22 protein-coding genes are annotated in these 24,910 nt (G+C 62.7%); 14 read left to right on the top strand and 8 right to left on the bottom strand.

Annotated features, from left to right (window positions below):
• Positions 1 to 8: 8 nt before the first annotated feature.
• From AAGW05_RS09630 to AAGW05_RS09620, 3 genes are all read right to left on the bottom strand, one after another.
• The gene (locus AAGW05_RS09630) at positions 9 to 215 is read right to left on the bottom strand and encodes a hypothetical protein (RefSeq protein WP_411804289.1); all 207 of its coding nucleotides are present in this window, start codon (positions 213 to 215) and stop codon (positions 9 to 11) included.
• Positions 216 to 465: 250 nt separating this feature from the next.
• Entirely contained in the window at positions 466 to 1,101 is a 636-nt protein-coding gene (locus tag AAGW05_RS09625; protein ID WP_411804288.1) for a uracil-DNA glycosylase, read from the bottom strand.
• 200 nt (positions 1,102 to 1,301) lie between these two features.
• Complete coding sequence (locus AAGW05_RS09620) at positions 1,302 to 2,519, bottom strand: YihY/virulence factor BrkB family protein (RefSeq protein ID WP_411804287.1); 1,218 nt, start codon at positions 2,517 to 2,519, stop codon at positions 1,302 to 1,304.
• Between the two features lie 312 nt (positions 2,520 to 2,831).
• On the opposite strand from AAGW05_RS09620, the gene AAGW05_RS09615 reads away from it, so the two are divergent.
• Entirely contained in the window at positions 2,832 to 4,532 is a 1,701-nt protein-coding gene (locus AAGW05_RS09615; protein WP_411804286.1) for a long-chain-fatty-acid--CoA ligase, read from the top strand.
• Here AAGW05_RS09615 and AAGW05_RS09610 read toward each other — a convergent pair.
• A complete protein-coding gene (locus AAGW05_RS09610) occupies positions 4,504 to 4,677 on the bottom strand; it encodes a hypothetical protein (protein WP_411804285.1) in 174 nt (57 codons plus the stop codon). The genes AAGW05_RS09615 and AAGW05_RS09610 overlap by 29 nt on opposite strands.
• An 85-nt stretch (positions 4,678 to 4,762) precedes the next feature.
• Here AAGW05_RS09610 and AAGW05_RS09605 point away from each other — a divergent pair, with 85 nt between their 5' ends.
• The 4 genes from AAGW05_RS09605 to AAGW05_RS09590 all read left to right on the top strand — a co-directional run bounded on the left by AAGW05_RS09605 (position 4,763) and on the right by AAGW05_RS09590 (position 8,601).
• Positions 4,763 to 4,888 (top strand): hypothetical protein, encoded by a 126-nt coding sequence (locus tag AAGW05_RS09605; protein ID WP_411804284.1) that lies wholly within the window; start codon positions 4,763 to 4,765, stop codon positions 4,886 to 4,888.
• Positions 4,889 to 5,776: 888 nt separating this feature from the next.
• On the top strand, positions 5,777 to 6,154 hold the full coding sequence (locus tag AAGW05_RS09600) for a VOC family protein (protein ID WP_411804283.1): 378 nt from the start codon (positions 5,777 to 5,779) through the stop codon (positions 6,152 to 6,154).
• Between the two features lie 85 nt (positions 6,155 to 6,239).
• Complete coding sequence (locus AAGW05_RS09595) at positions 6,240 to 7,490, top strand: pyridoxal phosphate-dependent aminotransferase (protein ID WP_411804282.1); 1,251 nt, start codon at positions 6,240 to 6,242, stop codon at positions 7,488 to 7,490.
• A 67-nt stretch (positions 7,491 to 7,557) separates the two neighbouring features.
• A complete protein-coding gene (locus AAGW05_RS09590; RefSeq protein ID WP_411804281.1) occupies positions 7,558 to 8,601 on the top strand; it encodes an LLM class flavin-dependent oxidoreductase in 1,044 nt (347 codons plus the stop codon).
• Between the two features lie 38 nt (positions 8,602 to 8,639).
• Here AAGW05_RS09590 and AAGW05_RS09585 read toward each other — a convergent pair whose 3' ends face one another.
• A complete protein-coding gene (locus tag AAGW05_RS09585; RefSeq protein ID WP_411804280.1) occupies positions 8,640 to 9,644 on the bottom strand; it encodes a pirin family protein in 1,005 nt (334 codons plus the stop codon).
• Between the two features lie 307 nt (positions 9,645 to 9,951).
• On the opposite strand from AAGW05_RS09585, the gene AAGW05_RS09580 reads away from it, so the two are divergent.
• The gene (locus AAGW05_RS09580) at positions 9,952 to 11,334 is read left to right on the top strand and encodes an anion permease (RefSeq protein WP_411804279.1); all 1,383 of its coding nucleotides are present in this window, start codon (positions 9,952 to 9,954) and stop codon (positions 11,332 to 11,334) included.
• On the top strand, positions 11,331 to 11,585 hold the full coding sequence (locus AAGW05_RS09575; protein ID WP_411804278.1) for a hypothetical protein: 255 nt from the start codon (positions 11,331 to 11,333) through the stop codon (positions 11,583 to 11,585). Before AAGW05_RS09580 ends, AAGW05_RS09575 begins: the two co-directional genes overlap by 4 nt.
• Before the next feature lie 93 nt (positions 11,586 to 11,678).
• Here the strand turns inward: AAGW05_RS09575 and AAGW05_RS09570 are convergent, their stop codons facing one another.
• Positions 11,679 to 12,137, bottom strand: a complete 459-nt coding sequence (locus AAGW05_RS09570; RefSeq protein WP_411804277.1) for a hotdog fold thioesterase — start codon at positions 12,135 to 12,137, stop codon at positions 11,679 to 11,681.
• Positions 12,138 to 12,264: 127 nt separating this feature from the next.
• Between AAGW05_RS09570 and polA the strand changes: the two genes are divergently transcribed.
• The 3 genes from polA to AAGW05_RS09555 all read left to right on the top strand — a co-directional run bounded on the left by polA (position 12,265) and on the right by AAGW05_RS09555 (position 17,537).
• Positions 12,265 to 14,892 (top strand): DNA polymerase I, encoded by a 2,628-nt coding sequence (gene polA / locus AAGW05_RS09565; RefSeq protein WP_411804322.1) that lies wholly within the window; start codon positions 12,265 to 12,267, stop codon positions 14,890 to 14,892.
• An 84-nt stretch (positions 14,893 to 14,976) separates the two neighbouring features.
• Positions 14,977 to 16,326: a GNAT family N-acetyltransferase gene (locus tag AAGW05_RS09560; RefSeq protein ID WP_411804276.1), complete on the top strand. Its 1,350-nt coding sequence runs from the start codon at positions 14,977 to 14,979 to the stop codon at positions 16,324 to 16,326.
• A gap of 218 nt (positions 16,327 to 16,544) precedes the next feature.
• The gene (locus tag AAGW05_RS09555) at positions 16,545 to 17,537 is read left to right on the top strand and encodes a hypothetical protein (RefSeq protein ID WP_411804275.1); all 993 of its coding nucleotides are present in this window, start codon (positions 16,545 to 16,547) and stop codon (positions 17,535 to 17,537) included.
• Positions 17,538 to 17,641: 104 nt separating this feature from the next.
• Here AAGW05_RS09555 and AAGW05_RS09550 read toward each other — a convergent pair whose 3' ends face one another.
• Entirely contained in the window at positions 17,642 to 18,403 is a 762-nt protein-coding gene (locus AAGW05_RS09550; protein ID WP_411804274.1) for an ABC transporter permease, read from the bottom strand.
• Positions 18,404 to 18,648: 245 nt separating this feature from the next.
• On the opposite strand from AAGW05_RS09550, the gene rpsA reads away from it, so the two are divergent.
• Together rpsA and AAGW05_RS09540 are read left to right on the top strand one after the other, a co-directional pair.
• Positions 18,649 to 20,130: a 30S ribosomal protein S1 gene (gene rpsA / locus AAGW05_RS09545; RefSeq protein ID WP_411804321.1), complete on the top strand. Its 1,482-nt coding sequence runs from the start codon at positions 18,649 to 18,651 to the stop codon at positions 20,128 to 20,130.
• A 183-nt stretch (positions 20,131 to 20,313) separates the two neighbouring features.
• A complete protein-coding gene (locus AAGW05_RS09540) occupies positions 20,314 to 20,916 on the top strand; it encodes a DUF805 domain-containing protein (RefSeq protein ID WP_411804273.1) in 603 nt (200 codons plus the stop codon).
• Here AAGW05_RS09540 and AAGW05_RS09535 read toward each other — a convergent pair.
• Positions 20,913 to 21,647 (bottom strand): IMPACT family protein, encoded by a 735-nt coding sequence (locus AAGW05_RS09535; RefSeq protein ID WP_411804272.1) that lies wholly within the window; start codon positions 21,645 to 21,647, stop codon positions 20,913 to 20,915. The genes AAGW05_RS09540 and AAGW05_RS09535 overlap by 4 nt on opposite strands.
• 22 nt (positions 21,648 to 21,669) lie before the next feature.
• Here AAGW05_RS09535 and coaE point away from each other — a divergent pair, with 22 nt between their 5' ends.
• Together coaE and uvrB are read left to right on the top strand one after the other, a co-directional pair.
• Positions 21,670 to 22,626 carry a dephospho-CoA kinase gene (coaE, locus tag AAGW05_RS09530; protein ID WP_411804271.1) on the top strand — a complete coding sequence of 319 codons (957 nt, stop codon included), beginning with the start codon at positions 21,670 to 21,672 and terminating at the stop codon, positions 22,624 to 22,626.
• A gap of 164 nt (positions 22,627 to 22,790) precedes the next feature.
• Positions 22,791 to 24,872: an excinuclease ABC subunit UvrB gene (gene uvrB / locus AAGW05_RS09525; RefSeq protein ID WP_411804270.1), complete on the top strand. Its 2,082-nt coding sequence runs from the start codon at positions 22,791 to 22,793 to the stop codon at positions 24,870 to 24,872.
• Positions 24,873 to 24,910: the final 38 nt, after the last annotated feature.

The raw sequence follows: 24,910 nt of genomic DNA, 5'->3' as shown, positions 1-24,910 counted from the left end.
CCACCGCGCTAGGAATCCTGCACGGGGTCGTCAGCGCAGACGGGGGTCGAAACAAATCCCCGGACGACATGCAGCATGAGCGGTGAATAAGCCGCCACGACCGTGGCGAAGGCTGTTTCGTCGCTGGACAGCAGCCTAGCCACGATGTTAAAGTCCGCGTCCACGCCTGCCTTGGTGCCCTGACCGTGCGCCTGACGCGACACAGGGCCCGTCATCCGGCGACCCAAATTTCGGCCTTCGTGTGACGAATGGGCGCGCAGGCCCCCTGTCCCCTTCGACCCTCACGTTGAGCCTGGTTGGCGCAGTGACAGGGCTTCCCGCCGACAACGGTTCAGGAATCGAGGGAATCGCAGTCTTCTAGGGCAGCAATGCCGGCCTCCACAAGAGGACAACACCAAAAAGCGGCCCCCAAGCAATTGGTTGGGGGCCGCTCTTTTCATGCCTTTCGGCACGGTTGGCTAGATGCTACCGGCCCTTGACCATGATGCCGTTGCGCGTCATCGACTCCGCGTAGGCCTTTGCCGATTCCAGCAGCCACTGCTCCTGGCGCTCGGGGGAGCCGGCAAAGCTGCGCCCGGAGAGCGAGCGGACTTTGTAAATGCCGAAGCCGCGCTTGTACAACATGGGGCCCTGGGCCTTGAGCAGCTGGTCTGCCAGGCGGTGCGCCTCGGTGCCGTGGGCAACCAGTGCTGACGCACGGGGGACCATCGTGAGGAACTTGACCAGCGGACGCAGGCCCTGCTCGATCTGGGGCGCCGTCAGGCGGCCGTTGGCTTCGCCCGGGGTGAACCAGGGGTGTACGTTCCACGGCATGACATAGCTGGGGCGCAGGCCAAGCTGCCAGTGAATGCCGAGCAGGCGGGTTGTTGCCTGCTCGTCGCCTGCGGTGATGAAGCCCGAGGGGTCCATCTCGCCAACATTGGAGAACAAGCTGATGATCTTGCATTCATCGACATCGTGGACCGGATCCACGTAGGCCACCTGCTGCTCGGGCCGGGCTTCGGCCAGGGTGTCGCAGAGTTCGGTGATGGGGGCAATGTTCTCGTCATAACGACGATCCCAGAGCTGGTCACGCAGTGTTTCAGTGGCCACAGATGTCATTGAGGTTTAGATCTCCTTAGAGGGATGGGGTGAATGCGGCAGCTTCCCACCTAGGGGTATGTCCGACTTTCAACCATAGCAATTTCCCTTGTCCACCGCTCTGCCGGGCGTGTGCTAAGGAGAGGGAGAAAGTTCGGATTGTGAGAAAGACAACAGGACAAAACAAGCGGATTGGAGGCCCTTCAGCGGCTGCGATGCCCTCAGTCACCGCGCCTGGCGTCCCGGCGCCTCCTGGCGCGGATCGCCGAGACCGCAACCGCCGCCGCGCCAAAGGTGGCCAGCCACTTCAGGGCACGGGCTTCTGCTGACTTCCTGACCGGCTGGTCCCCGTCTTCAGCCTCGCCCTCAAATCCGGTTCGAAGCCGACGCCCCTGCTCAACGAGCAGAAGTTCCTTCTCCTTCTTCTTCGTGCTGGCCGTCGTTTCCCTGGGAGGCAGCTGCAGTTGTTCTTCCGCCCTGATGCCTGCCTGGAGTTCGCGCACGCGCTCCAATTCGGCGTCGACCTCGGCACCCAGGAGCAGCACGAGATTGATGATCCAAAGCCAGAGGAGCAGGATGATCATGCCGGCAATTGCGCCATAGGTTTTCTCGTATTTCGAGAAATTGGCCAGATACACACCAAATCCCGCCGATGCCAGGACGAGGGCCAGCAGGGCCAACGAGGCCCCCACGCTGATCCAGCGAAACCGCGGCTGCCTGACGTTGGGTGTGAAATAGTACAAAACGGCTATGAGAACCACGGCAAGGACTGCCACAACCGGCCACTTGGCAATGGACCACACGGTGATAGCCGCATCACCGAGTCCCACGGCGTTGCCGACGGCGGCGGCAACGGGACCGGACAAAACCAGCAGGAGGGCGATGGTGGCCACCAGCAGGACGGCAGCAAGCGTGACAAGCAGCAGTGCCGGGCGCAACTTCCAAACCGGCCGGCCCTCGTCGGTGCCATAGATTTTGTTCATGGCCCGGCTGAAGGCACCCACATACCCTGACGCCGACCAAAGGGCCGTCACAATGCCCAGTGCCAGGGTCCAGCCGGCTGCCCTTGAACCTGTCAACTGTTCGACAGGTTCCCTGATGGTTTCTGTGACGGAAGGGCCCGCGACCCTGCCCACCAGGTCCAGCATGAGGGCTGAGGTGTGTTCGGCCTGGCCCACGAGTCCCACAATGGAAACCAGGGCCAAAATGGCCGGAAAGAGCGACAAGATGCCGTAATAAGTCAGTGAAGCGGCCATGTCCGTGCCGGCGTCCGTGCCGAACTTGTTCATTGAGCGTTTGGCCACGTACTTCCATGACCTGGCAGGCAGCTGAGTCGGGTTTTTCGGCTTGCGCACGTCGTCGGGGGCAGGAGCGTCAGCTTTTGCGGCAGCGCTTCCTGCTCCGGCGGTGGTGTGCACTGCCTCTGCGCGGGTGTCCACAGACAACCCCGGCTAGGCCGAGTTCTTGCTGCGGCCAGTGATGGCTCCGACAGCACCCACGTCTAAGCCCAGAACTATCCAAGCGATGAAACCCATTGCTTCTCCTAAAAATTGAAAGTGCAGCTTCTCCGGCACCTTTGTCTCCCACAATGCCATAACCGCAAAGGCGGTGAAGCATTGTTCCACGCTAGAGATCTTCCGGCGGCCTGGCTACCCCGCGCGCTGATCCTGGGTGAGCCTGGCCTCATGGACACGGACCTGCCTGAACGCGCGTATTCGACACCGATGCGGCGTTGACGGCAAAATGGAACGATGCCGAACGTAGATCCGCAATCCCTCCAGCAGCCCTGGGTCACGAACTACCAGCCGGGCGTGCCCGCCGACATTGAGCTGCCAAGGGAGTCCCTCGTGGCAATGTTCGAGCGCTCGGTGCAGGAGGCCGGCGGCCTCCCGGCTATGGAATTCTTTGGTCGCCGCACCAGCTATCGGGACCTGGGGGAGGCGGTGTCCAAGGCCGCGGAAGGTCTGCGGCGCCTTGGTGTCAAGGCGGGCGACCGTGTTGCCTTGATCCTGCCGAACTGCCCCCAGCATGTGGTGGCGTTCTACGCCGTGCTGCGGCTGGGCGCCGTCGTGGTGGAACACAATCCGCTCTATACGTCCCAAGAGCTCCGGCACCAGTTCGAGGACCACGGCGCGCGGGTTGCCATCGCCTGGGACAAGACTGTGCCTGCGCTCCAGGGGTTCGCGGACGACGTCGTCATTGACAGGATTGTCTCGGTCAGCCTCCTCTCGGAATTTCCCGCCATCAAGCGACTGGCCCTGAACCTTCCGCTGAAGCGACTGCGCGAGACGCGTGCGGCGTTGTCGGGCCCTGCTTCGGGGGCCATGCCGTGGCAGGAACTGCTGAACAGCCCCAGCCTGGACTCCGCGCATCCCCGCCCATCGGTGCACGATCTCGCCGTGATCGGCTACACCTCGGGCACCACCGGTCAGCCCAAGGGCGCCATGCTCACGCACTTCAACCTCCATGCCAATGCCCTCCAAGGCGAGGCATGGATGCAGGGCGCCGAGCTCGGCAAGGAGGTCCTGTACGCGGTCCTGCCCATGTTCCACGCGTTCGGGATGACCCTGTACCTCACGTTCGGCATCCGCAAGCAGGGACTGCTGGTCCTCTTCCCGAAGTTCGACACAGACCTGGTGCTGGCAGCCATGAAGAAATCGCCGGCAACCATCTACTGCGCCGTCCCGCCCATCTACGAACGCACAGCGGTTGCGGCCAAGGAAAAGGGCATCTCGCTTCGCTCGTGCAAGTTCTGCATTTCGGGGGCCATGAACCTGCCAGACCATGTGGTCAAGCTGTGGGAATCTGTCTCCGGCGGGCTCCTGGTTGAGGGCTACGGCATGACCGAATCGTCCCCGGTAGCCCTGGGCAACCCGTTCCACCCCACGCGCAGGGCCGGCACGATTGGCGTGCCGTTCCCGTCGACCCTGATGAAGGTTGTCGACGTCGATGACCCGGCTACGGACGTGGAGCAGGGGGAACCGGGCGAGTTGCTGCTCAAGGGGCCCCAGGTCTTTCAGGGCTACTGGAACAATGCCGCTGAGACCGCAAAGACACTCACCGAAGACGGCTGGTTGCGCACCGGCGACATCGTCACTGTTGACACCGAAGGCTTCACCACCATCGTCGACAGGGTCAAGGAATTGGTCATCACCGGCGGGTTCAACGTCTCGCCGTCGGAAGTTGAAGACGTGCTGCGCCGCCATGAATCCGTTGTCGAGGCTGCCGTGTTCGGCAAGTCGCTCGAGCGGGGAGGTGAAATGGTTGTTGCCGCTGTCCAGCTGGTGCCCGGGGTGGTACTTGATGAGGCGGCCCTGCGGGACCACTGCAAGGAACATCTGGCCCGGTACAAGGTGCCCGTGCGGATCATCGAGGTCCCGGACATGCCCCGCTCCATGCTGGGCAAGATTCTGCGCAAACAGGTCAAGGATACGTTGCTGCCGGATTTGTAGGCGTTGCCCAGCCCAGGCCCTTCCGCCCGCAAGGCGACAGGTCCAAAAGGTTCGCCAAAACGCCGGAAGTCAGCACTATCATGATCGTCGCCAACACCACCAGCACAACACCGGCGATGATCGCGAGTTTCTGGGTTTCCGTCATCACGTCAGGATACGGCTTTGGGAGAGTCCGGGTCTGTGAAGCCCGTCCTTGACGTGACCTACCGTCGAATCAAGGAGGCAGGAGCTTGCTGGCCAAACGGGGAAGCGAACCCGACGGCCGCCCGGCCTTGCTGATGGGCGCCATTGGATCCTGCAGCCAGTACCTGAGTGAAAAGCCCTGGGTACTGGCCGTCAGCCAGGTCCAAGGATAATGCCTCGTCCAAACTCAACCAGCGCACGTCGTCATGTTGATCTGGTGCCGCATTGATTATGTCGCCATGCCATTCATCGACCCGCCATAGCTCCAGTGAAGGCAAGGTTCTTGACGAGTTAATAGCGCGTCCCCGTCGGGTGGGGTGATCCAGTAGTACGCCCGGGTAACCACATGCTCCAGTGGGGAGCCGGATGCACCCTCGAAAAATCCAGCAAGCAAACGGCCTTGTGGCTCGAGAACACGTGCAATCTCGGAGGGAGCCTGAGGTAGCTCCGCGGGGACCAGATGAATCAGTGACTACCGCGCGAACACGCCGTCCAGGCCCTCATTCGCCACGGCACATGAGGAATGTAGGGACAACTCCCATGGCCCACTGCGCTATACACAGCGGTGAGGCTCCGTTGATGAACCATCAGCGCGGCGCGTCTTTGCTACCTGTGTGCCTTGCATCGACGCCATGAGCCCCTCGAAGTGAGACTCGGACTGTCGCGAGCCCGGATGGCGCACAGGCGCACGCCCGAAAGTGGAACGGGTTTCCGGGCAGTGCCTGAGGGGTGCCGGTCAAAGTAATGCGTCGGCGGTTCCTTTTCGTTGGGTTAGTGAATTCATCACGATGCGATCATCATCCCGCAGTGGGCACCCAGTGCTATTTTGGCAGGTGAGTGCAGTGGTTGGTTCAGAGCTGTGGTTCGCAACGCTGGCCTGCTTGCCGCGCTGGCGGTCGTCATGACGTCGCTTGCCACACGGGCGCTCGAGGCATGCCAACGCTCGGTGTAGGCGCAGTGCCGTCCCGCAGCGGTGGCCCCGATGGCATCCTGGCCCTGTTGCATCCCGCGCCGGAAAACTACACTTGCGGGAGGGACCCAACAAAAGGAAGTGTCAGCCAATGTTTGGAAACAGCAAGGCCTTCAGCGGATTCTCGGTCGGTGACACGGCAACTGCCCGTGCCTTCTACGGTGAAAAACTGGGGCTGGAGATCACCGAGGCGAACGGCATGCTGACCCTGCACCTGGCCGGCGGCGGGAACGTAGTGGTGTACCCGAAGGGGGAGGCCCACGAACCGGCCTCATTCACCGTTTTGAACTTTCCTGTGTCGGACATCGAACGTGCCGTCGACGCGCTGGCGGGAACCGGCGTCGAACTTGAACACTATGCGGGCACGCCGATGGAGACCGATGCCAAGGGCATCTTCCGCAAGGGCGGGCCGTTGATTGCCTGGTTCAAGGACCCCGCCGGGAACGTCCTGAGCGTCATCCAGGAATGAATGGCGCACCCCGCGACGGCACGCGGATGCCCGGAATGTGGACAATTCGGCGTTCCGCCTCTGCCGTTGTGTGAAAATGGAATGCATGCGCCCCATGCAGCACTCAAGCAAACTAGCCAACGTACGGTACGAACTTCGCGGACCGATTCTCCACGCCGCACAAAAAATGGAGGCCGAAGGGCACCGGATTTTGCGCATGAACTTGGGTGACACCGCGCCGTTTGGGCTTGAGGCGCCGGAGTCGATCGTCGTGGATGTGATCCACCACCTTCGCGGAGCGCAGGGCTACAGCGACTCCAAAGGCATCTTCTCCGCACGCACCGCCATATCGCAGTACTACCAGACCAAGGGTCTGATGAAGATCGGCGTGGACGATATCTTCATTGGCAACGGCGTCAGCGAACTCATCTCCATGACTTTGCAGGCCTTCCTTGAAAACGGCGACGAGGTTCTCATCCCCGCGCCCGACTACCCGCTCTGGACCGCGTCCGTTACCCTGACAGGCGGCGTGCCCGTCCACTACCTGTGCGAGGAAGACAACCATTGGTGGCCGGACATGGCCGACGTCGAAGCGAAGATCACGTCGAAAACCCGTGCCATTGTGCTTATCAACCCCAACAACCCCACGGGCGCCGTCTACCCGCGGGAGATCCTCGAGCAGTTCGTGGACCTGGCCCGCAAGCACGACCTCGTCATCTTTTCGGATGAGATCTACGAGAAGATCCTCTACGACGGGCGCACCCACATCCACATGGCCACGCTGGCCCAGGACGTGTGCATCCTGACCTTCAGCGGCCTCTCCAAGGCGTACAGGATGCCCGGCTACCGCGCGGGCTGGGTTGCCTTGTCGGGTCCCCGTGCGGTCATGGCCGGCTTCAAGGAAGCCTTGGAGCTCATCGCCTCGCTGCGCTTGTGCTCGAACGTGCCGGCACAGCACGCCATCCAGACATCCCTTGGCGGCTACCAAAGCATCGACGACCTGACCAAGCCCGGCGGCAGGCTGCGTGAGCAGCGCGACCGCGCCGCCGAGCTGCTGAACGCCATTCCCGGCGTTTCCTGTGTGCCCGCGGCGGGAGCCATGTACCTGTTCGTGAAGCTGGACCGAACCCTGTATCCGATCGAGTCGGATGAGAAGTTCGTCATCGACCTGTTGCAGGACCAGAAGATCCTTGTCTCGCACGGCACGGCGTTCCATTGGCCCACCCCCGACCACTTCCGTTTTGTGATCCTGCCGTCGGTCAGCGACATCGAAGAGGCCATCCGTCGAATCTCCTCGTTCCTTGCCGTCTACCGTCGCAAGGCGGAGCTGGCAATGGCGTCCGCCGGCCGGGAATAGTTCAGCCCAATCTGAAGTTCCCCAACTAGATGCAAACGCATATTCATGAGAAGTGGATGGAACTCCCGTGGCAATTGAGAACATAGAGCTGGGCCTTGACACCTTTGGCGACATTACCCTGGGTGCTGACGGCGCCCCCAAGCCCGCCGCGCAGGTGATTCGCGACGTCGTCGAACAGGCCATTCTGGCCGACAAGCTTGGACTGGACTACTTCGGCGTCGGCGAACACCACCGCGACGACTTCGCCATATCGGCACCCGACATGGTCCTGGCGGCCATCGCCGGGCAGACCGGACGCATCCGTCTCGGATCGGCCGTGACGGTGCTCAGCTCTGATGACCCCATCCGCGTCTTCCAGCGCTTTTCAACGCTCGACGCCGTTTCCAACGGCCGCGCCGAGGTCATTCTTGGCCGGGGCTCCTTCACCGAGTCCTTCCCGCTCTTCGGCTTCGACCTGGCCAACTACGAGGAACTCTTCGAGGAAAAGCTCGAGCTGTTCAGCGAGCTGCGCAAGGAGGGGCCCGTCACCTGGAGCGGCAACACCCGCCCGCCGCTGACCGATCAGATGGTCTACCCGCACACCGCCTCCGGAAACCTTTCGTCTTGGGTTGCCGTGGGTGGCAGCCCGCAGTCCGTTGTCAGGGCAGCGCACTACGGCATGCCGCTGATGCTGGCCATCATTGGCGGGGAGCCGCTGCAGTTTGCACCGTTCGCCGAGCTCTATCACCGCGCGCTGAAGGAATTTGGCCAGCCTGAACTGCCCATCGGCGTCCACTCGCCGGGCCACCTTGCAGAAACCGACCAGCAGGCGAAGGATGAGCTGTGGCCACACTACGCAGCCATGCACAACCGCATCGGCCGCGACAGGGGCTGGCCGGCCCTGAGCCGCGAAGAATTCGACGTCACGGCAGGACCAAGAGGTGCGCTCATGGTTGGTTCACCCGAAACCGTGGCCACCAAGATCACCACCGTGGCCAAGGCCCTTGGCTTGTCACGCTTCGACCTGAAGTTCAGTCACGGCACCCTGCCGCACGAGTCAATGATGAAGAGCATTGAACTCTACGCAACCGAGGTGGCCCCGCGGGTCAGGGAAAACCTGCGCAAGGGCTGACCTGCCACACTATCTGTAACGACGCCTGACCCCGGTTCTCAGCCCGGGGGATTGGCCCTGGGGCGAAGCTCTACGCTGGGCAGCCGCGGCGCCGGCAGCGGCGCATCGCTTTGCCCGTCGGGGAGGCTGAAGGATGTCACCCCGTCGGGGACAGGCTCCGGTTCACGCCCAATGGCGCCCTGCCATGCCGCGCGGAACGCCACAATCTCCTCGTGGCTGCGGCCCACAAAGTTCCACCACATGAGAATTGACTCTTTCAAAGGCGCACCCCCTATGAACAGCAGCCGCACAGGGGCGTCGCCCGCCCGAAGCTCCACGGAGCTCCGTCCGGTGCCGAGGTAGGCCAGTTCGCCAGGCTCCACCGGCGTCCCGTCAACCGAGGGGTTGCCCGCATCGACAAGGACGCCGTGCTCAAAGCCGGCGTCGACCTCCAGCGTGAGGGATGCCCCGGCGTCGAGACTGATCTCGGCACCCACCAGCGGCGTGAACGTCACGACGGGGGATTGCTGCCCGGCAACAGTTCCCAGAAACACGCTCACGGCGGCCCCCGGACGGTGGACCGGGACGGGGCTGTAGTGCTCGAAGGCCGGTTCGGTGAAGCGGGCGGAGTCGGGCAGGGCAACCCAGAGCTGGACGCCGTGCAGGATGGTGGTGCCGGGCGCGGAGTATTCAGAATGGCTGATTCCCCGCCCCGCGGTCATTAAATTGAGTTGTCCCGGGCGGACGGTGGCGTGATTTCCAGCACTGTCGGCATGGTTGATTTCACCCGCGAACAGCCAGCTGATGGTTTGCAGCCCCGTGTGCGGATGGGGCGGCACGGCCATGCCCGCCGTGGTGCGCACGTCATCGGGCCCGTAGTGGTCCAGGAAGCACCACGCCCCGATCAGCGAACGGTTGCGTTGGGGCAGCGTGCGGCGCACCGACATGGCGCGGGGGCCGCCCAGAGGGACAATCCGTGGCGTGAGGACCTCGACGCCGCCCGGCGCACCGTTCGTGGCGCCGGAACAAAGCAGTTCCTGAGGGTCGGTTTCAACGTTGCTCATGGCGTCATTTTCCCTTCACGTCGCCTGGGATATGTGAAAACTCTCTCGTTCCTTCCATGCTAGCTGTGCCCCCGCAACGGCGCAGCCGCGCGGCCCAGGGCGGGCGTTTCGGTTTTTGTTCACCCGCTGTTTGCCTTCCGTTCACCTTCGGGTCGGCATAGGGTGGCTAAAAGGTGTCGAAGGGGCAAACATTGGATGTTAAATAGTCGTAGTATCGATACTGTTGCCTTTCGACCAGTGCGCCCGCGCACGTGTTCAACCGGACTTTTCGCAGTCTCGCTTTTGACCCCTTTAGATTGGATCGCGGGTGGATCTCACCTTCATGGTCGTGCTTGTCATAGCACTGGCCCTCTTTTTTGACTTTACGAATGGCTTTCACGACACAGCCAATGCCATGGCAACCCCCATTGCCACAGGTGCCATCAAGCCCAAGACAGCAGTGGCCCTTGCCGCCGTTTTGAACCTGGTGGGCGCGTTTCTGTCCACCGAGGTGGCCAAGACCATCTCCGGTGGCATCATCAACGAAAGCGGGCCCCATGGCATCGCCATCACCCCGGAGATGATCTTTGCCGGGTTGATGGGCGCTGTTCTGTGGAACCTGTTGACGTGGCTTTTGGGCCTGCCGTCAAGTTCTTCCCATGCGCTTTTTGGCGGGTTGATCGGCGCCGCCATTGTTGGCACCTGGTCCTTCGGGGCAGTGAATTTCGCGGTGGTTGTTTCCAAGGTTCTCCTGCCAGCCATCCTGGCACCGGCCATTGCGGGCCTTGTGGCGTACCTGTGTACCAAGTTGGCCTACGGCATCACCCGCCGTTCAGATCCTGACTCCGGCGACAAGCTGACCCAAAAGCGCGGTGGTTTCCGTCGCGGCCAGGTCTTCAGCTCCTCACTGGTAGCGCTGGCCCACGGCACGAACGATGCCCAGAAGACCATGGGTGTGATCACCTTGGTCCTGGTGGCCTCCGGCTTGCAGACCGCTGGAACGGGTCCACACATCTGGGTCATCACCGCATGCGCCATCGCGATTGCAGGCGGCACCTACGCCGGTGGCTGGCGCATCATCCGCACCCTAGGTTCGGGACTCACCGACGTGAAGCCGGCCCAGGGTTTCGCCGCGGAAACAAGCACCGCAGCGGCCATCCTTGCCTCAAGCCACCTGGGCTTTGCCCTGTCCACCACACACGTTGCCTCGGGCTCCGTCATTGGTTCCGGCCTTGGCCGCAAGGGATCGACAGTCCGCTGGGGCGCCATCGGCAAGATCAGTCTCGGCTGGCTGTTCACACTGCCCGCAGCCGCCATTGTTGGTGGCCTGGCAGCACTGCTGATCCGCACCGGCGTGGTCGGCATCACCGTCGTTGCCATCCTGGGCCTTGGTGCCATCCTGTTCATGTTCTACATGTCCCAGCGGGATTCGGTCGACCACAACAACGCCATCAGCGATGTTGACGCCGTGGGCGAGGCCATGCACATTCCCAGCAAGAAGGAACGTGACAAGCTCGCTGCCAAAGCGCGCCTCGCCCAGAAGGTGGCCGAAAAGGCAGCCAAGCGTGCCGCTGAAACCGATACCGCGCGTGCAGCAGCGCAGACCGCCCTTGACCGTGCGGATACGGCGGTCCTTAGGGCCATGACCAAGGCTGCCGCGGACGCGAAGGGCCCCAAAGCCAAGGCTGGCGCCAAGAAGGGAAAGAAATGATTGACTGGTTCGGATTCGTCGTTGTCGCCCTCGTCACCTTGATCGGTGCCGGTTTTGTCGTCACGATGTACTCGCTTGGCGTTCGCCTGGGTGCCGTCAGCGACGACCCCGATGCGAGCTCACCGGGCGTCGCAAAATTCGGCTCCATCGTTTGCTACGGCTTCAGCATCCTGGCCGTTGCGTCAGGCATCGTGCTGATCGTGCCGCCGTTCTACAAGTTCGCCATGCACCTCTTCGGTGTTGACGTGTAGTTCTTTTCAACGTACGACGCCGGGCACCCGCCTTCCGCATAAAACGGAAACGTGGGTGCCCGGCGTCGAACGTTAACGAAGAAGGTGCGGCGATCAGTTGGAGAGGATCATGTTCGTGATGCGGCAGGTGGAGAGGCGGCGGCCGGCGTCGTCGGTCATGAGCACCTCGTGCGTGGTCAGGGTACGGCCCAGGTGGATGGGTGTGCACGTACCCGTGACGAGGCCGCTGGCGGCGCCCCGGTGGTGTGTGGCATTGATCTCAATACCCACCACCTTCTTGCCGGGCCCGGCATGGAATGCGGCAGCGAAGGACCCCAGTGTTTCGGCCAGGACCACGTGCGCTCCGCCGTGGAGAAGGCCGGCCACCTGGGTGTTTCCCGCTACGGGCATGGTGGCAATCATGGATTCAGTGGTCATCGTGGTGAACACGATGCCCATCTTCTCCACGAGCGGCCCCACCCCGTGCGTGGACAGCATGTTGTGAATTTCGGGCGGGATGCCTGCAGCCACCAGTTGATTCAGGTGCGGATTCGGTGTGAAATTATCGCTCATGATGACTAGGCTGGCACTTGTGAGTGAATCTGCCAAAACGGCTTCCCAGTCCACTGCAACTTCCACCCCCGGTTCAGGGGTCCCCGAAGGACAGACCCCGCGCCTTTTGGTTATTGACGGCCACTCGATGGCTTTCCGTGCTTTTTATGCACTGCCGCCTGAAAACTTCGCCACCGACACCGGCCAGCATACGAATGCCGTCCACGGCTTCACCTCGATGCTATTGACGATGATCCGCCAGCAGAAGCCCACCCACGTCGTTGTGGCCTTCGACCTTGACACGCCGACGTTCCGCTCGCTGGAATACACCGAGTACAAGGGCGGGCGCAACAAAACGCCCGAGGAGTTCTACGGGCAGATCGATTTGATCATCAAGGTCATGGAAGCCATGCAGATTCCCACCATTTCCGTTGACGGCTTCGAGGCCGACGACATCATTGCCACGCTCGCTGCCCAGGGCGAGGCCGCCGGCTGGGAGGTGCTGGTGGTGTCCGGTGATCGCGACGCCTTCCAGCTCATCACCGACAACGTCTCGGTGCTGTACCCCAAGAAGGGCATCTCCGACATTCCGCCCATGGACGCCGCCGCGGTGGAGGCCAAGTACTTCGTGCCCCCGAACCGGTATTCGGACCTTGCCGCGCTCGTCGGTGAAACGGCCGACAACCTGCCCGGCGTGCCCGGCGTCGGACCGAAGACGGCCGCGAAGTGGATCAACCTCTACGGCGGCCTCGAGGGCATTTTCGAGAACATCGACGCGATCGGCGGCAAGGTGGGCGATGCCCTGCGCGCCCATGTCGATGACGTCAAGCGCAACCGGCACCTGAACCACCTGCTGCGCGACATGGAACTTCCCGTGGCCATCGAGGACACCGTCCTGCAGGCCCCTGACCGCGAGGCCGTTGAAGAACTCTTCGACGCGCTCCAGTTCAACACTCTGCGCAAACGTCTCTTTGACCTCTTCGGCGAGGAGGAAAAGGTCGACGACGGCGCCGGCCATGAGGTGCCGGCTCACCAGGTCATCACCGAGGCCGCCGCGCTGGAAGCATGGCTTGGCGACTCTGCCGCCAAGACAGCCGTCGACGTCATGTCCCAGCAGTTGGGCCTCCTGCGCGAAGCAACGGCTGTGGCGCTGGTGCGCGCGGAGTCCGCCGTCGTCGTCGACCTTGGCACAGCCGACGCCGGGCTCGACGCCGCCCTGGGCGGCTGGCTCGCCTCGGAGGCGCCCAAGGTTGTGCACGACTACAAGGAGGCGCTCAAGGCGCTCTCCCCGCGCGGGCTGACGCTGGGCGGGGTTGTCGATGACACCTCCATCTCTGGCTACCTGATCCAGCCCGACCGCCGCAGCTACGACCTTCCCGACCTGAGCCAGGTCCACCTGAAGGTCACGTTCGCCGCGGCCGGCAAGGAATCGAACGGTCAGCTGGACCTGGGCCTCGACGGAGAATCCGGATACGCCGACGCCGTCCAGCACGGCTACGTCGCCCTGCTGCTCAGTGACTTCTTCGAACCCATGCTCGCCGAACGCGGCGCCGCGCACCTGCTCACGGAACTGGAACTGCCGTTGGCCGGCGTACTGGCGAAGATGGAGCTCACGGGCATTGACATCTCATCCGAGCGACTGGCGACGCTCCTGTCGGATTTCACCGCCATGATGGACGCCGCCCAGGCTGCAGCATTCGCCGCCATAGGGCACGAGGTCAACCTTGGCTCGCCCAAGCAGCTCCAGGAAGTGCTCTTCGAGGAATTGGGACTGCCCAAGACCAAGAAGATCAAGACCGGGTACACCACGGATGCCGCGTCCCTGAAGGCGCTGCTGGAGAAGACCGGCCACGAATTCCTGGCCCAGCTCATGGCACACCGCGAAGCCTCAAAGCTCAAGCAGATGGTGGAGACCCTGAAGAAGTCGGTCGACACCGACGGGCGCATCCACACCACCTACGCGCAGAACGTGGCAGCCACCGGGCGCCTGTCCTCGAACAACCCCAACCTGCAGAACATCCCTATCCGCAGCGAGGAAGGCCGCCGCGTCCGCGACATCTTCGTCGTCAGCGAGGGCTACGAATGCCTCCTGGCAGCCGACTACTCGCAGATCGAGATGCGCATCATGGCGCACCTCTCGGGCGATGAAGGCCTGATCCAGGCCTATGCCGAGGGCGAGGATCTGCACCGCTACGTGGGCTCCCACGTCTTTGGTGTTGCACCGGAGGAAGTCACCTCCGCCATGCGCTCCAAGGTCAAGGCCATGTCCTACGGCCTCGCCTACGGGCTGACAAGCTTCGGCCTGTCCAAGCAGCTTGAAATCTCGGTCGATGAGGCGCGCACCCTCGTGAAGGACTACTTCGATCGATTTGGCGGGGTCCGCGATTACCTGCGCGGCGTGGTTGAACAGGCCCGCGTCGACGGCTACACCTCAACCATCGAGGGCCGCCGCCGCTACCTGCCTGACTTGGCGAGCACAGACCGCCAGCTGCGCGAACTGGCAGAACGTGTTGCCCTGAACTCGCCCATCCAGGGATCCGCCGCCGACATCATCAAGCACGCCATGCTCGGTGTTGCCGCCGAACTTGCGGCCCAGGGGCTGAAGTCCCGCATGTTGCTGCAGGTCCATGACGAGCTTGTCCTTGAAGTGTGGCCGGGGGAGCGAGACGCCGTCGAGGCCCTGGTCGTGGCCCAAATGGGCGCCGCAGCAGACCTGTTGGTCCCGCTCGAGGTCCAGGTCGGCGCCGGCACCAGCTGGAACGACGCCGGGCACTAGTCCCCACTTGCCGGCCCAACACTTGTCGGGCGTGGGGCGCAACGCTTTTCCGCTTTGGTTCGTATCGACGATTAAGGAATGCCAGTGAAATCTTCGCAACAATCCGGATCCTTTCCCTACGAGTTGAAGACCTTCCCCTCACGGCTAGTGGACGGGGAACTGTCCCCGGAGATAGCTCCGTGGATCCAAGCAGTAGCCATGGGATTCCACGGGGACGCCCCCACGCCAGAAATCTCCAAGCGTTACGTGGAGAGTGAACAAATTGACGGCCGAATGGTCACCGGCGCCTATCTGAGTCACGGGACGGCACCTGCCGGTGCGTGGGGTGCGCAATACCCCGTCGCCACGTACGCGTACCACCGCAAGACCCTGAATGTCGGCGTGGGCACGTTGCTTCCCGTCCACCAGATCACCGCCGTGACAGTGCGGCCAAGCCACCGCCGTCGTGGGCTGCTCCGTGCCATGATGAGCTCCGACCTGGCCCAGGCCAAGGCCGCGGGGATCCCCATTGCGGCCCTGACGGCGTCGGAAGCCACCATCTACGGGCGGTTCGGATTCGGCGTGGCCACACATGAGAGCGAGGTGGAGATCACCGTCAAGGGCGGGATCACCTTCCACAACCCTGCGGCCGCAGCGCACGGCACGGTCGAGGTCGCCGACGCCATCGTGGTGCGGGACCTGCACAATGAAATCTTCGCCCAGGTGCACGAAGCCACCTATGGCTCAATCGGCCGGCAGGACATGTACAGGCTTGCCGCATCTGGCCAGGGCAACTACGGAGCCATGGAGCCGGTGAAAAATATCCGCGCCGCACTCCACTACAACGCAGCCGGGGCAGTCGACGGGTACGTCACCTACAAACCCGTCGATGACGCGGCCCGGTCAGTGGTGGAGGTCGTGGACCTGCTCGCCACAACAGGGGAAGCCTACCTGGGGCTGTGGAACTTCCTTGGTTCCCTTGACCTCATCGACGTCATCAAGTGGGACAAGGCGCCCCTCGTTGATCCTCTTGAATGGGCCATGGCAGCCAAGCGCAACTACAAGCGGACCGCGAGTGAGGACCTGCTGTGGCTGCGCATCCTCGACGTGCCCGCGGCCCTGGCTGCCCGCGACTACAGGAGCGAGGGATCCATCACGATCCACGTCGGCGACCCGTTGGGCCACGCCTCTGGGAGGTTCCGGATCGACGTCGTCCATGGCAAGGCAACAGTGACGCGGCTTGCGGAGGACTTCTCCGCACCCGAGTCCGAGGACACGGATGGTCCCTTGCTGGACATGGGTGTGGCTGAACTGTCCAGCCTGTACCTCGGCGGGGTGTCCGCGCAGACACTCACGAAGGCGGGCCGAGTGCGGGAACTGCGCCCGGGGGCTGCTGCGGCCTTCGACGCACTGTTTTCCCCCGCCGAGGCCCCGCACTGCCTGACAAGCTTCTAGTTGAAGGGCCCTTTCCGGCTTATCCGTACCTTGCCCGCTCATGCGTTGTCGGGATACCGCGTAGGAGCTGGGAAGGTGCGTTTTTGTCGGCTGGCGAGGTGTGCCGGGCCGTGAAGTACGACGGCGGTCGTTCCTCCACAGCCGGTGGCCGGCCATTGCGTGTGCACAGTGGCGTATCGTGGCGGTTCTGTCCAAGGGTTTCCGGTTCAGGATTGACCATGGAGACTCGAGAACTCAAGCAACGCCTGGCCGACAGATGGCCGGCCACCAGCATTCACGGGGTTGCAACGTCGGCCATGCTTTACTCAGCAGACATCAGCGAAAAGGTGATCACGGCTGCGGTTGAGCGGTGTTTGCTGATTCGCCTACACCGTGGCGCCTATATCCAGTCCGCGGTGTGGGAACGCTTGAGAGCCTGGGAGCGGGAAGACGCAGTTCTTGCCGGGCATGTGCTGGCCTCGCACAGCCAGGGCGTCTATTCCCACGCCAGCGCCGCCCGGCTCCACGGTTTGCGGACCTGGGGTTGCGGTTCCGGGATACACCTTAGCCATGAGTTTTCGCCCGGTTCCACGGGACGGAGTTCGTTCATCACCGGACACCGTCAGGCATACCCGCCGGAGAGCATCATACTGAAACCTATGGGGCCCCTTCAGGTACCTGTGACAACAGTTGCGCAGACTGTGGTGGACTGTGCCCGCTTTTATGGCCTTGAACAGTCAACCGTGATTGGCGACCATGCACTGCGCGGAAGCGTCACGATTCAGCAACTGCGGAGCCTTCTGGAGTCCAGCACCGTCAAGCGCGGATCTGCCAGGGCCTCCCGCCTCCTTGAGTTCCTGGATCCGCGCAGTGAGTCCGCAGGCGAGTCGCGCACCCGGGTGTTTATGGCCACGTCAAAATTGCCCATGCCGGAGCTGCAGCTCGAGATTGCCACCCGCAACGGCACGTACAGGGCGGATTTCGCGTGGCCCGAGTACCGCCTGGTGCTTGAATTTGACGGTTGGGGAAAATATTTCGACTACCGTCCCACGGCCCAGGCGCTTGCCATGGAGCGGCAGCGGGAGAAGGACCTTATGGAACTGGGGTGGAGTGTGGTTCGGATCAACTGGAAAGACCTGAGTGATCCGGCAGCCCTCTACGGCAGGATCAGGGCCGCGCTCAACCGGGCAGGGGCTGGATTGCCTGTCACGAGGACACCAGTATTCGCGTAACACTCGCCGCGGCACATTTTGCGCATGACAGTACCTTCCCGGCTTGAACGGGGTTGTCCACCAACGAACAAGCGGGAAACGTGCGGATGAGCAACGAAGGGCGGTCATGCAGCCTTGACCCCTGGCACGGACCATCCGTCCAAAGCGCCAATCCACAGTGCGGCGGATGCAGTGACGGAATTCACCAACAGCAGGGAAATGAGCACCAACAGCTGGATGAGCCCTGCATCCAGGGGAGTGGCGCCGCCAAGGATCATGCCGACAAACGCCCCCGGCAGCGTTACAAGGCCGGCCGTGCGGGTCTGGTCCAGCGATGGCAAGATGGCTTCGCCCGCAATAGGTTTGGCCACGAGCATGCGGGCGACCGGCCACGTAAACCCTAGGGCGACCGCTGCCTCCACCTCGCCGTTGCGCAGCGCCAGTTCGTCCCGGATGCGCCGCCCGGCCAAGGTGACGGTGGACATGGACCCGCCAATTTGCTGGCCCAGCACGGCGATGATGGCCAGGGCGTTGAAAGGCAGCACCCCCGCGGCAAACATCATGATCGCGACGGGCGCAACGCCAACAGCAATGGGTGCCGCGGCGATCCACCAACGTCCCTGCGGGGCAACCCTGCGTCCGGAGGTCCACGCACCCACCACAAACATCAGCGCCACAAAGGCAAATGCCCACGCGCCCCGGTTCGACAGCCAGCCAATGACAAGGGCGACGGCGGCCAGCTGGACCAGCGCGCGAAGCCCGGCCACAAGCATCTGGACAGGCGGGCGGCCAAGGGCGGTGCGCCACACAACGGCGGCCATCACCAGCATGACGGCAAGCAGGATCCATGCGGTCGGACCCAGGTCCAGAAGTGTTGAATTCTCCACAATCGCCATTATGGCAAGCCGACGGTGTTCTTTTGCGCTCCTAGGTCCAAACAACTAGACTAAATGGGCATGTAGTGCGTGAATTGGACTGGCTAAAACCCGAAAAATCAGCGCATTGCAGGCATGAACCATCCGCAGGAACCCCTGCACCATAATAATTCCGGACCCTGTTGAGTGAAGTTGTGACAATTCACACTTTGCTGGGGTTCGGCGAAACCAACTATCCACATCGGAGCCCCTACTACATGACCATCACGACCCCCGAGAAGACTAGTACCACTCCCGTTGTTGCCATCAACGACATTGGTACTGCTGAAGAATTCCTCGCCGCAGTAGATGCAACCATCAAGTACTTCAATGACGGCGACCTCGTCGAAGGCATTGTTGTCAAGGTTGACCGCGACGAAGTTCTGCTCGACATCGGTTACAAGACCGAAGGCGTCATCCCCTCCCGCGAGCTGTCCATCAAGCACGACGTTGATCCCGGAGACGTTGTCTCCGTTGGCGATCAGGTTGAAGCTTTGGTCCTCACGAAGGAAGACAAAGAAGGCCGTCTGATTCTGTCCAAGAAGCGCGCACAGTACGAGCGCGCCTGGGGCGACATCGAGAAGGTCAAGGAAGAAGATGGTGTCGTTACCGGTACCGTCATCGAAGTTGTCAAGGGTGGTCTTATCCTCGATATCGGCCTGCGCGGCTTCCTGCCCGCATCGCTGGTCGAGATGCGCCGTGTGCGCGACCTGGCTCCCTACATCGGTCAGCAGATCGAAGCGAAGATCATCGAGCTGGACAAGAACCGCAACAACGTTGTTCTGTCCCGCCGTGCGTGGCTCGAGCAGACCCAGTCCGAGGTTCGCTCCACGTTCCTGAACAAGCTGGAAAAGGGCCAGGTTCGTCCCGGCGTTGTTTCCTCCATCGTCAACTTCGGTGCATTCGTGGACCTTGGCGGCGTAGACGGCCTCGTTCACGTTTCCGAGCTGTCCTGGAAGCACATCGACCACCCGTCAGAGGTTGTCGAAGTTGGCCAGGAAGTCACCGTCGAGGTTCTCGAAGTGGATCTGGACCGCGAGCGTGTATCGCTCTCGCTCAAGGCTACGCAGGAAGACCCGTGGCAGACCTTCGCCCGCACCCACGCCCTCGGGCAGGTTGTACCGGGTAAGGTCACCAAGCTGGTTCCGTTCGGCGCGTTCGTTCGCGTCGAAGACGGCATCGAAGGCCTGGTCCACATCTCCGAGCTGGCAGTCCGCCACGTTGAGCTGGCCGAGCAGGTTGTCTCCGTTGGTGACGAACTGTTCGTCAAGGTCATCGACATCGACCTGGAACGCCGCCGCATCTCGCTGTCCCTCAAGCAGGCCAACGAAGGTGTCGACGTCGACTCCACCGAGTTCGATCCCGCACTCTACGGCATGGTTGCCGAGTACGACGAAGAGGGCAACTACAAGTACCCGGAGGGCTTCGATTCCGAGTCCAACGAGTGGCTTGAAGGCTACGAGTCCCAGCGCGCCGTTTGGGAGCAGCAGTACGCTGACGCCCAGACCCGCTGGGAAGCACACAAGAAGCAGGTTGCCGAGCACGCCGCAGAAGATGCAGCAGCTGACAACGCAGCCGAGGGTGGCGAGTCCGCAGGGACTTCCTACTCCTCCGAGCCTGCTGCAACCGACACCGGAGCCGGCACCTTGGCTTCCGACGAGGCACTTGCCGCTCTGCGCGAGAAGCTCACCGGAAACTAATTTCCGAATCGGTTTCACTGCAGTTCTGAACGGGTCCTCCACCTTCGGGTGGGGGACCCGTTCCCTTTAAACTTCCCTCCCGTGAAGAACGACGGCGGCCCGCACCGTGGACTTGTTCGTCACCATGTCGGGGCCGGCCGCTAGAATCAGGGACAAGAGCAATTTCAAGGGGGAATCCGCACCATGAACCATCAGGAACAACCACAGGACCCCAGGGTCCTCCCCGGCTACTTCAGCCCTGCCCAGGCTCCGCCGCAGCCCGCGCCGGCTCCTCCTCGGGTGGAGCAGTCCGCGACGTATCAGATGCGCCCGCCCGCCTTTGTCAATCTCCCGCTCAAGCCCTCCTTGCACCCAGTGCCTTTGTCGGCGCCCCTTCATGCGGCGACGTTCGGCCAGTCCGTGGGCCGGTTCTTCAGGAAGTACTCGACATTCAGCGGCAGGGCCGGCAAGGCCGAATTTTGGTGGGTAACGGTGTTCATGGCCGGAACATTCCTCGCCAGTGCGCTATTGTCCGTCCTGATAAGGGGAAACGTGGTTGCGGGGCTTTATGGGGTGTTCCTGCTCGCCAGCATTATTCCGGCCTTGGCCCTCACCGTGCGCCGGCTTCATGACGCCAACCTCAGTGGCAGCCTGTTGTTCCTGGCCCTGGTGCCTTATGTGGGTTTCCCGATTGTCTTGATCCTGTCCGCCATGCGCAGCAGCCCCGCAGGTGCCCGCTTCGACAAGCAGCAACTTCAGCCTCAGCAGCAGCACCCGCACAACAACCAGCCGCCGCGGGGCTTTTAACGTCCCGCGGTGAGAGGTGAGTCCACCCAGTCAGTGCCGGCCTCGGTCAGCGTGCTGCGCCCTGCGCTCAGTGAGGCCAGCCGTTCCTGCGCGGCGGCAATGACCATGGCGTCGTCGGCCATCGCCAGGCCCACCAGGGTGTTCGTGGCATCGTAGTGGTTGCCTGTCATGACGTAGCCGGCGCTGCGCAGGTCATTTTCCAGCCGGCCTGCCTCGGCATGCGGCACGGCGATGGTGAAGAGCCTCAACCGGTTCCGCCGCACCAGCGGCGCGAGATCCAGGGCAGTACTGGCAGATTCGGAGTATGCACGCACGAGGCCGCCAGCCCCCAGCAGGATCCCGCCAAAATAGCGGACGACGACGGCGCACACGTCGCTGAGATCTGCCGCAGCCTCCGCTTCCCCTGCGGCGGAACGGGTCACGCGCTTCAGCAGGGCCTCGAGCATGGGAATTCCCGCGGTGCCGGACGGTTCTCCGTCGTCATTGGATCGTTGCACCGAGCGGTCTGCCCCGATGACGAACGCCGAGCAATGGTGACGGGCATCGTAAAATTCGCGGCGCAGCTCCGCCACGAGCGCCCTGGCCTCTGTTTCGTCCCCGACACGTCGCAGGACGGTGATGAAGCGGGACCGCTTGATGGAAATTTCATTCCTGAAGTCCGGGCCGGGTGCCAGCGTCGTGTAGCTGTTCGGTCCCGGCGTGGCCCGCTGGGGTTCGGGTGTCTGGCTCACCAATCCAGTCTAGTGTGGAGTCATGCTTTCCTTGGGACTGACCGGCGGCATCGCTGCCGGCAAATCATTGCTCACCAATAGATTCCGGGAACTGGGCGCCGTTGTTATTGACGCGGACCAGCTGGCCCGCGACGTGGTGGCCCCCGGCACACCTGGCCTGGCCGCCGTCGTGAATAAATTCGGTCCCGCCATCCTTCTGCCCGACGGCACCTTGGACCGGCCGGCCCTTGGCGCCCGGGTGTTCGCCGACAAGGGTGAGCTGGCCGCACTGAACAGCATTGTGCATCCGCTCGTGCGCGAGGCCGCGAGCACGCTCAAGCGCAACGCCGCGCCGGACTCCATTGTCGTCCAAGACATCCCGCTGCTCGTGGAGACGGGACAAGGCGCAAATTTTCATCTTGTCCTGGTGGTGCAGGCGCCGCAGGCGGCACGCATCGACCGGATGGTGCGCGACCGCGGCATGAGCCAGGAGGACGCGATGGCGCGGATCGCGGCCCAGGCAAGCGACGAAGAACGGGCGGCCGCCGCTGATGTGATCATCACCAATGACGGCTCCCCGGAACAGGCGGCGGCTGCCCTCGATGCACTCTGGCACGGGCGGCTGCTGCCCTTTGCTGCGAACCTTGCCGCAGGGGCGTCTTCGGATCGCCGAGGCGCGGGGCCTGTGTCAGCCGCGGCAGCTGGGCGGATCATTGCGCGTGTCAGGCACGCGGCGGGGGAGTTGGCCACCGCCATTGAGCACCTCTCGACGGCGGACGGAACGGCAGGGAATGCGTCGGCCGGGGGAGTGTTGCGGTTGCGGCTGCATCCTTGTTCAGGGGCTGGCAGGGTGGAACTTGTTGCCGCCCTGGCCCGAGCCGGGTTTGTCCCCGGCACGGACACCACTGGCCCTGACGCCACCGGCCTGGATCCCGTGCTGGCTTCCGCGGATCCTGGCCTGCCTGCGGACCTTGTCCTCGTGGGAGCGGCACGGGCCTAAACACCATCAGTAAAACCTGTGGGGTCCGGACACCGTTCTGGCACGCCTCGACGGCCTGGCTCGTCAGGTCCACGACGTGTACCAGGGCGATGATGGCCATCGTCGTGTCCGGGTGATCGTGCTCCCGTACACTCAAACGGTGCAACAGGGGTAGCGTTAAGCCCATGAGTCTTGCGCAGGAAATCAACCGGGTTGTTGCACCTTTTGAAGTCATCAGTGAGTTCCAGCCGGCAGGCGACCAGCCTGCGGCCATCAAGGAGCTGACCGAGCGCATCAACAACGGTGAAAAGGACGTGGTCCTGCTCGGCGCCACAGGCACGGGAAAGTCGGCAACCACGGCCTGGCTCATCGAACAAGTGCAGCGTCCAACCCTTGTGATGGTGCAAAACAAGACCCTCGCCGCCCAACTGGCAAACGAGTTTCGGGAACTGCTGCCCAACAACGCAGTCGAGTACTTCGTCTCGTACTACGACTACTACCAGCCAGAAGCGTATGTACCCCAATCCGACACCTTCATCGAGAAGGATTCCTCCGTCAATGAGGAAGTCGAACGCCTTCGGCACTCGGCGACCAACGCGTTGCTGACCCGCCGCGACGTCATCGTTGTTGCCACCGTCTCCTGCATCTACGGCCTCGGCACCCCCGAGGAGTACGTGGCCGGCATGGTCACACTGCGTCGCGGTGAGAGCATGAACCGCGATGACCTGCTGCGCAAGTTTGTCAGCATGCAATACACGCGCAACGACATTGACTTCCACCGCGGCACGTTCCGTGTCCGCGGCGACACGGTGGAGATCATCCCCATGTACGAGGAACAGGCCCTGCGGATCGAATTTTTCGGTGATGAGATTGAGAGCATCCACACCCTGCACCCCCTGACGGGTCAAATCATCAGGGAAGAAAATGAGATGTACGTTTTCCCGGCCTCCCATTACATCGCCGGACCCGACCGAATGGCCCGCGCCATCAAGCAGATCGAGGATGAGCTCGCTGTCCGCACCAAGGAACTTGAAAGTCAAAACAAGCTTCTGGAGGCCCAGCGGCTGCGCATGCGCACCACGTATGACCTGGAAATGATGGAGCAGATGGGCTTCTGCAACGGCATTGAAAACTATTCACGCCACATCGACGGCCGTGAACAAGGCAGCGCCCCGCACTGCTTGATTGATTACTTCCCGGACGACTTCCTGCTTGTCATCGATGAGTCCCACGTGACGGTGCCGCAGATCGGCGCCATGTATGAAGGGGACATGTCCCGCAAGCGGACCCTCGTGGACCACGGCTTCCGCCTGCCCTCAGCCATGGACAACAGGCCGCTGAAGTGGGACGAATTCCTGGAGCGCATCGGCCAGACAGTCTACCTGTCGGCAACCCCCGGAAAGTACGAGCTCGGCGTGTCCGACGGCTACGTTCAACAGATCATCCGCCCCACAGGGCTCATCGACCCGGAAATCATCGTCAAGCCCTCTCAGGACCAGATCAACGACCTGCTCGGGGAAATCCGCAAGCGGACAGCCAAGAACGAGCGTGTGCTTGTCACAACGCTGACCAAGCGCATGTCCGAGGACCTGACCGACTATCTGCTTGGCAACGGCATCAAGGTGCAGTACCTCCACTCCGACGTCGACACGCTGCGCCGTGTCGAGCTGCTGCGTGAACTGCGCATGGGTGTCTTCGACGTGCTTGTTGGCATCAACCTGCTTCGGGAAGGCCTTGACCTTCCCGAAGTTTCCCTTGTCAGCATCCTCGACGCCGACAAGGAAGGCTTCCTGCGTTCCTCCACCTCCTTGATCCAGACCATCGGCCGTGCCGCCCGTAACGTGTCGGGCGAGGTGCACATGTATGCGGACAGGATAACGGCGTCCATGCAGTTTGCCATTGACGAGACAAACAGGCGCCGGGAAATCCAGGTCAGCTACAACAAGGCGCACGGCATTGATCCGCAGCCGCTGCGCAAGAAAATTGCCGACATCACCGACCAGCTGGCCCGGGAAGATGCCGACACCGCAGCACTCCTGGCGGAGGCGCGGGCGAAACGTGAAGGCACCGGCAAGAAGAAAGCCCTCCGGACCGACGGGCTGGCGTCCCGGCCTGCGGCTGAACTCGTCAGCCTAATTGAGGAGCTGACGGCACAAATGCACGGTGCCGCCGCCGAGCTGCACTTTGAGCTGGCTGCCCGCCTGCGAGATGAGGTGGGGGACCTGAAGAAGGAATTGCGCCAGATGCGCGAAGCCGGCCACGCCTGACGTTTTCCCGTCGGCCGGGGCCGGCCGGCGGCCACTCG

Origin of the sequence: Arthrobacter sp. LAPM80, from assembly GCF_046736435.1 — a bacterium.
Lineage (GTDB): Bacteria > Actinomycetota > Actinomycetes > Actinomycetales > Micrococcaceae > Specibacter.
Note: the sequence above shows the minus strand (reverse complement) of the source record. Positions and strands in the feature narration are given on the sequence as shown.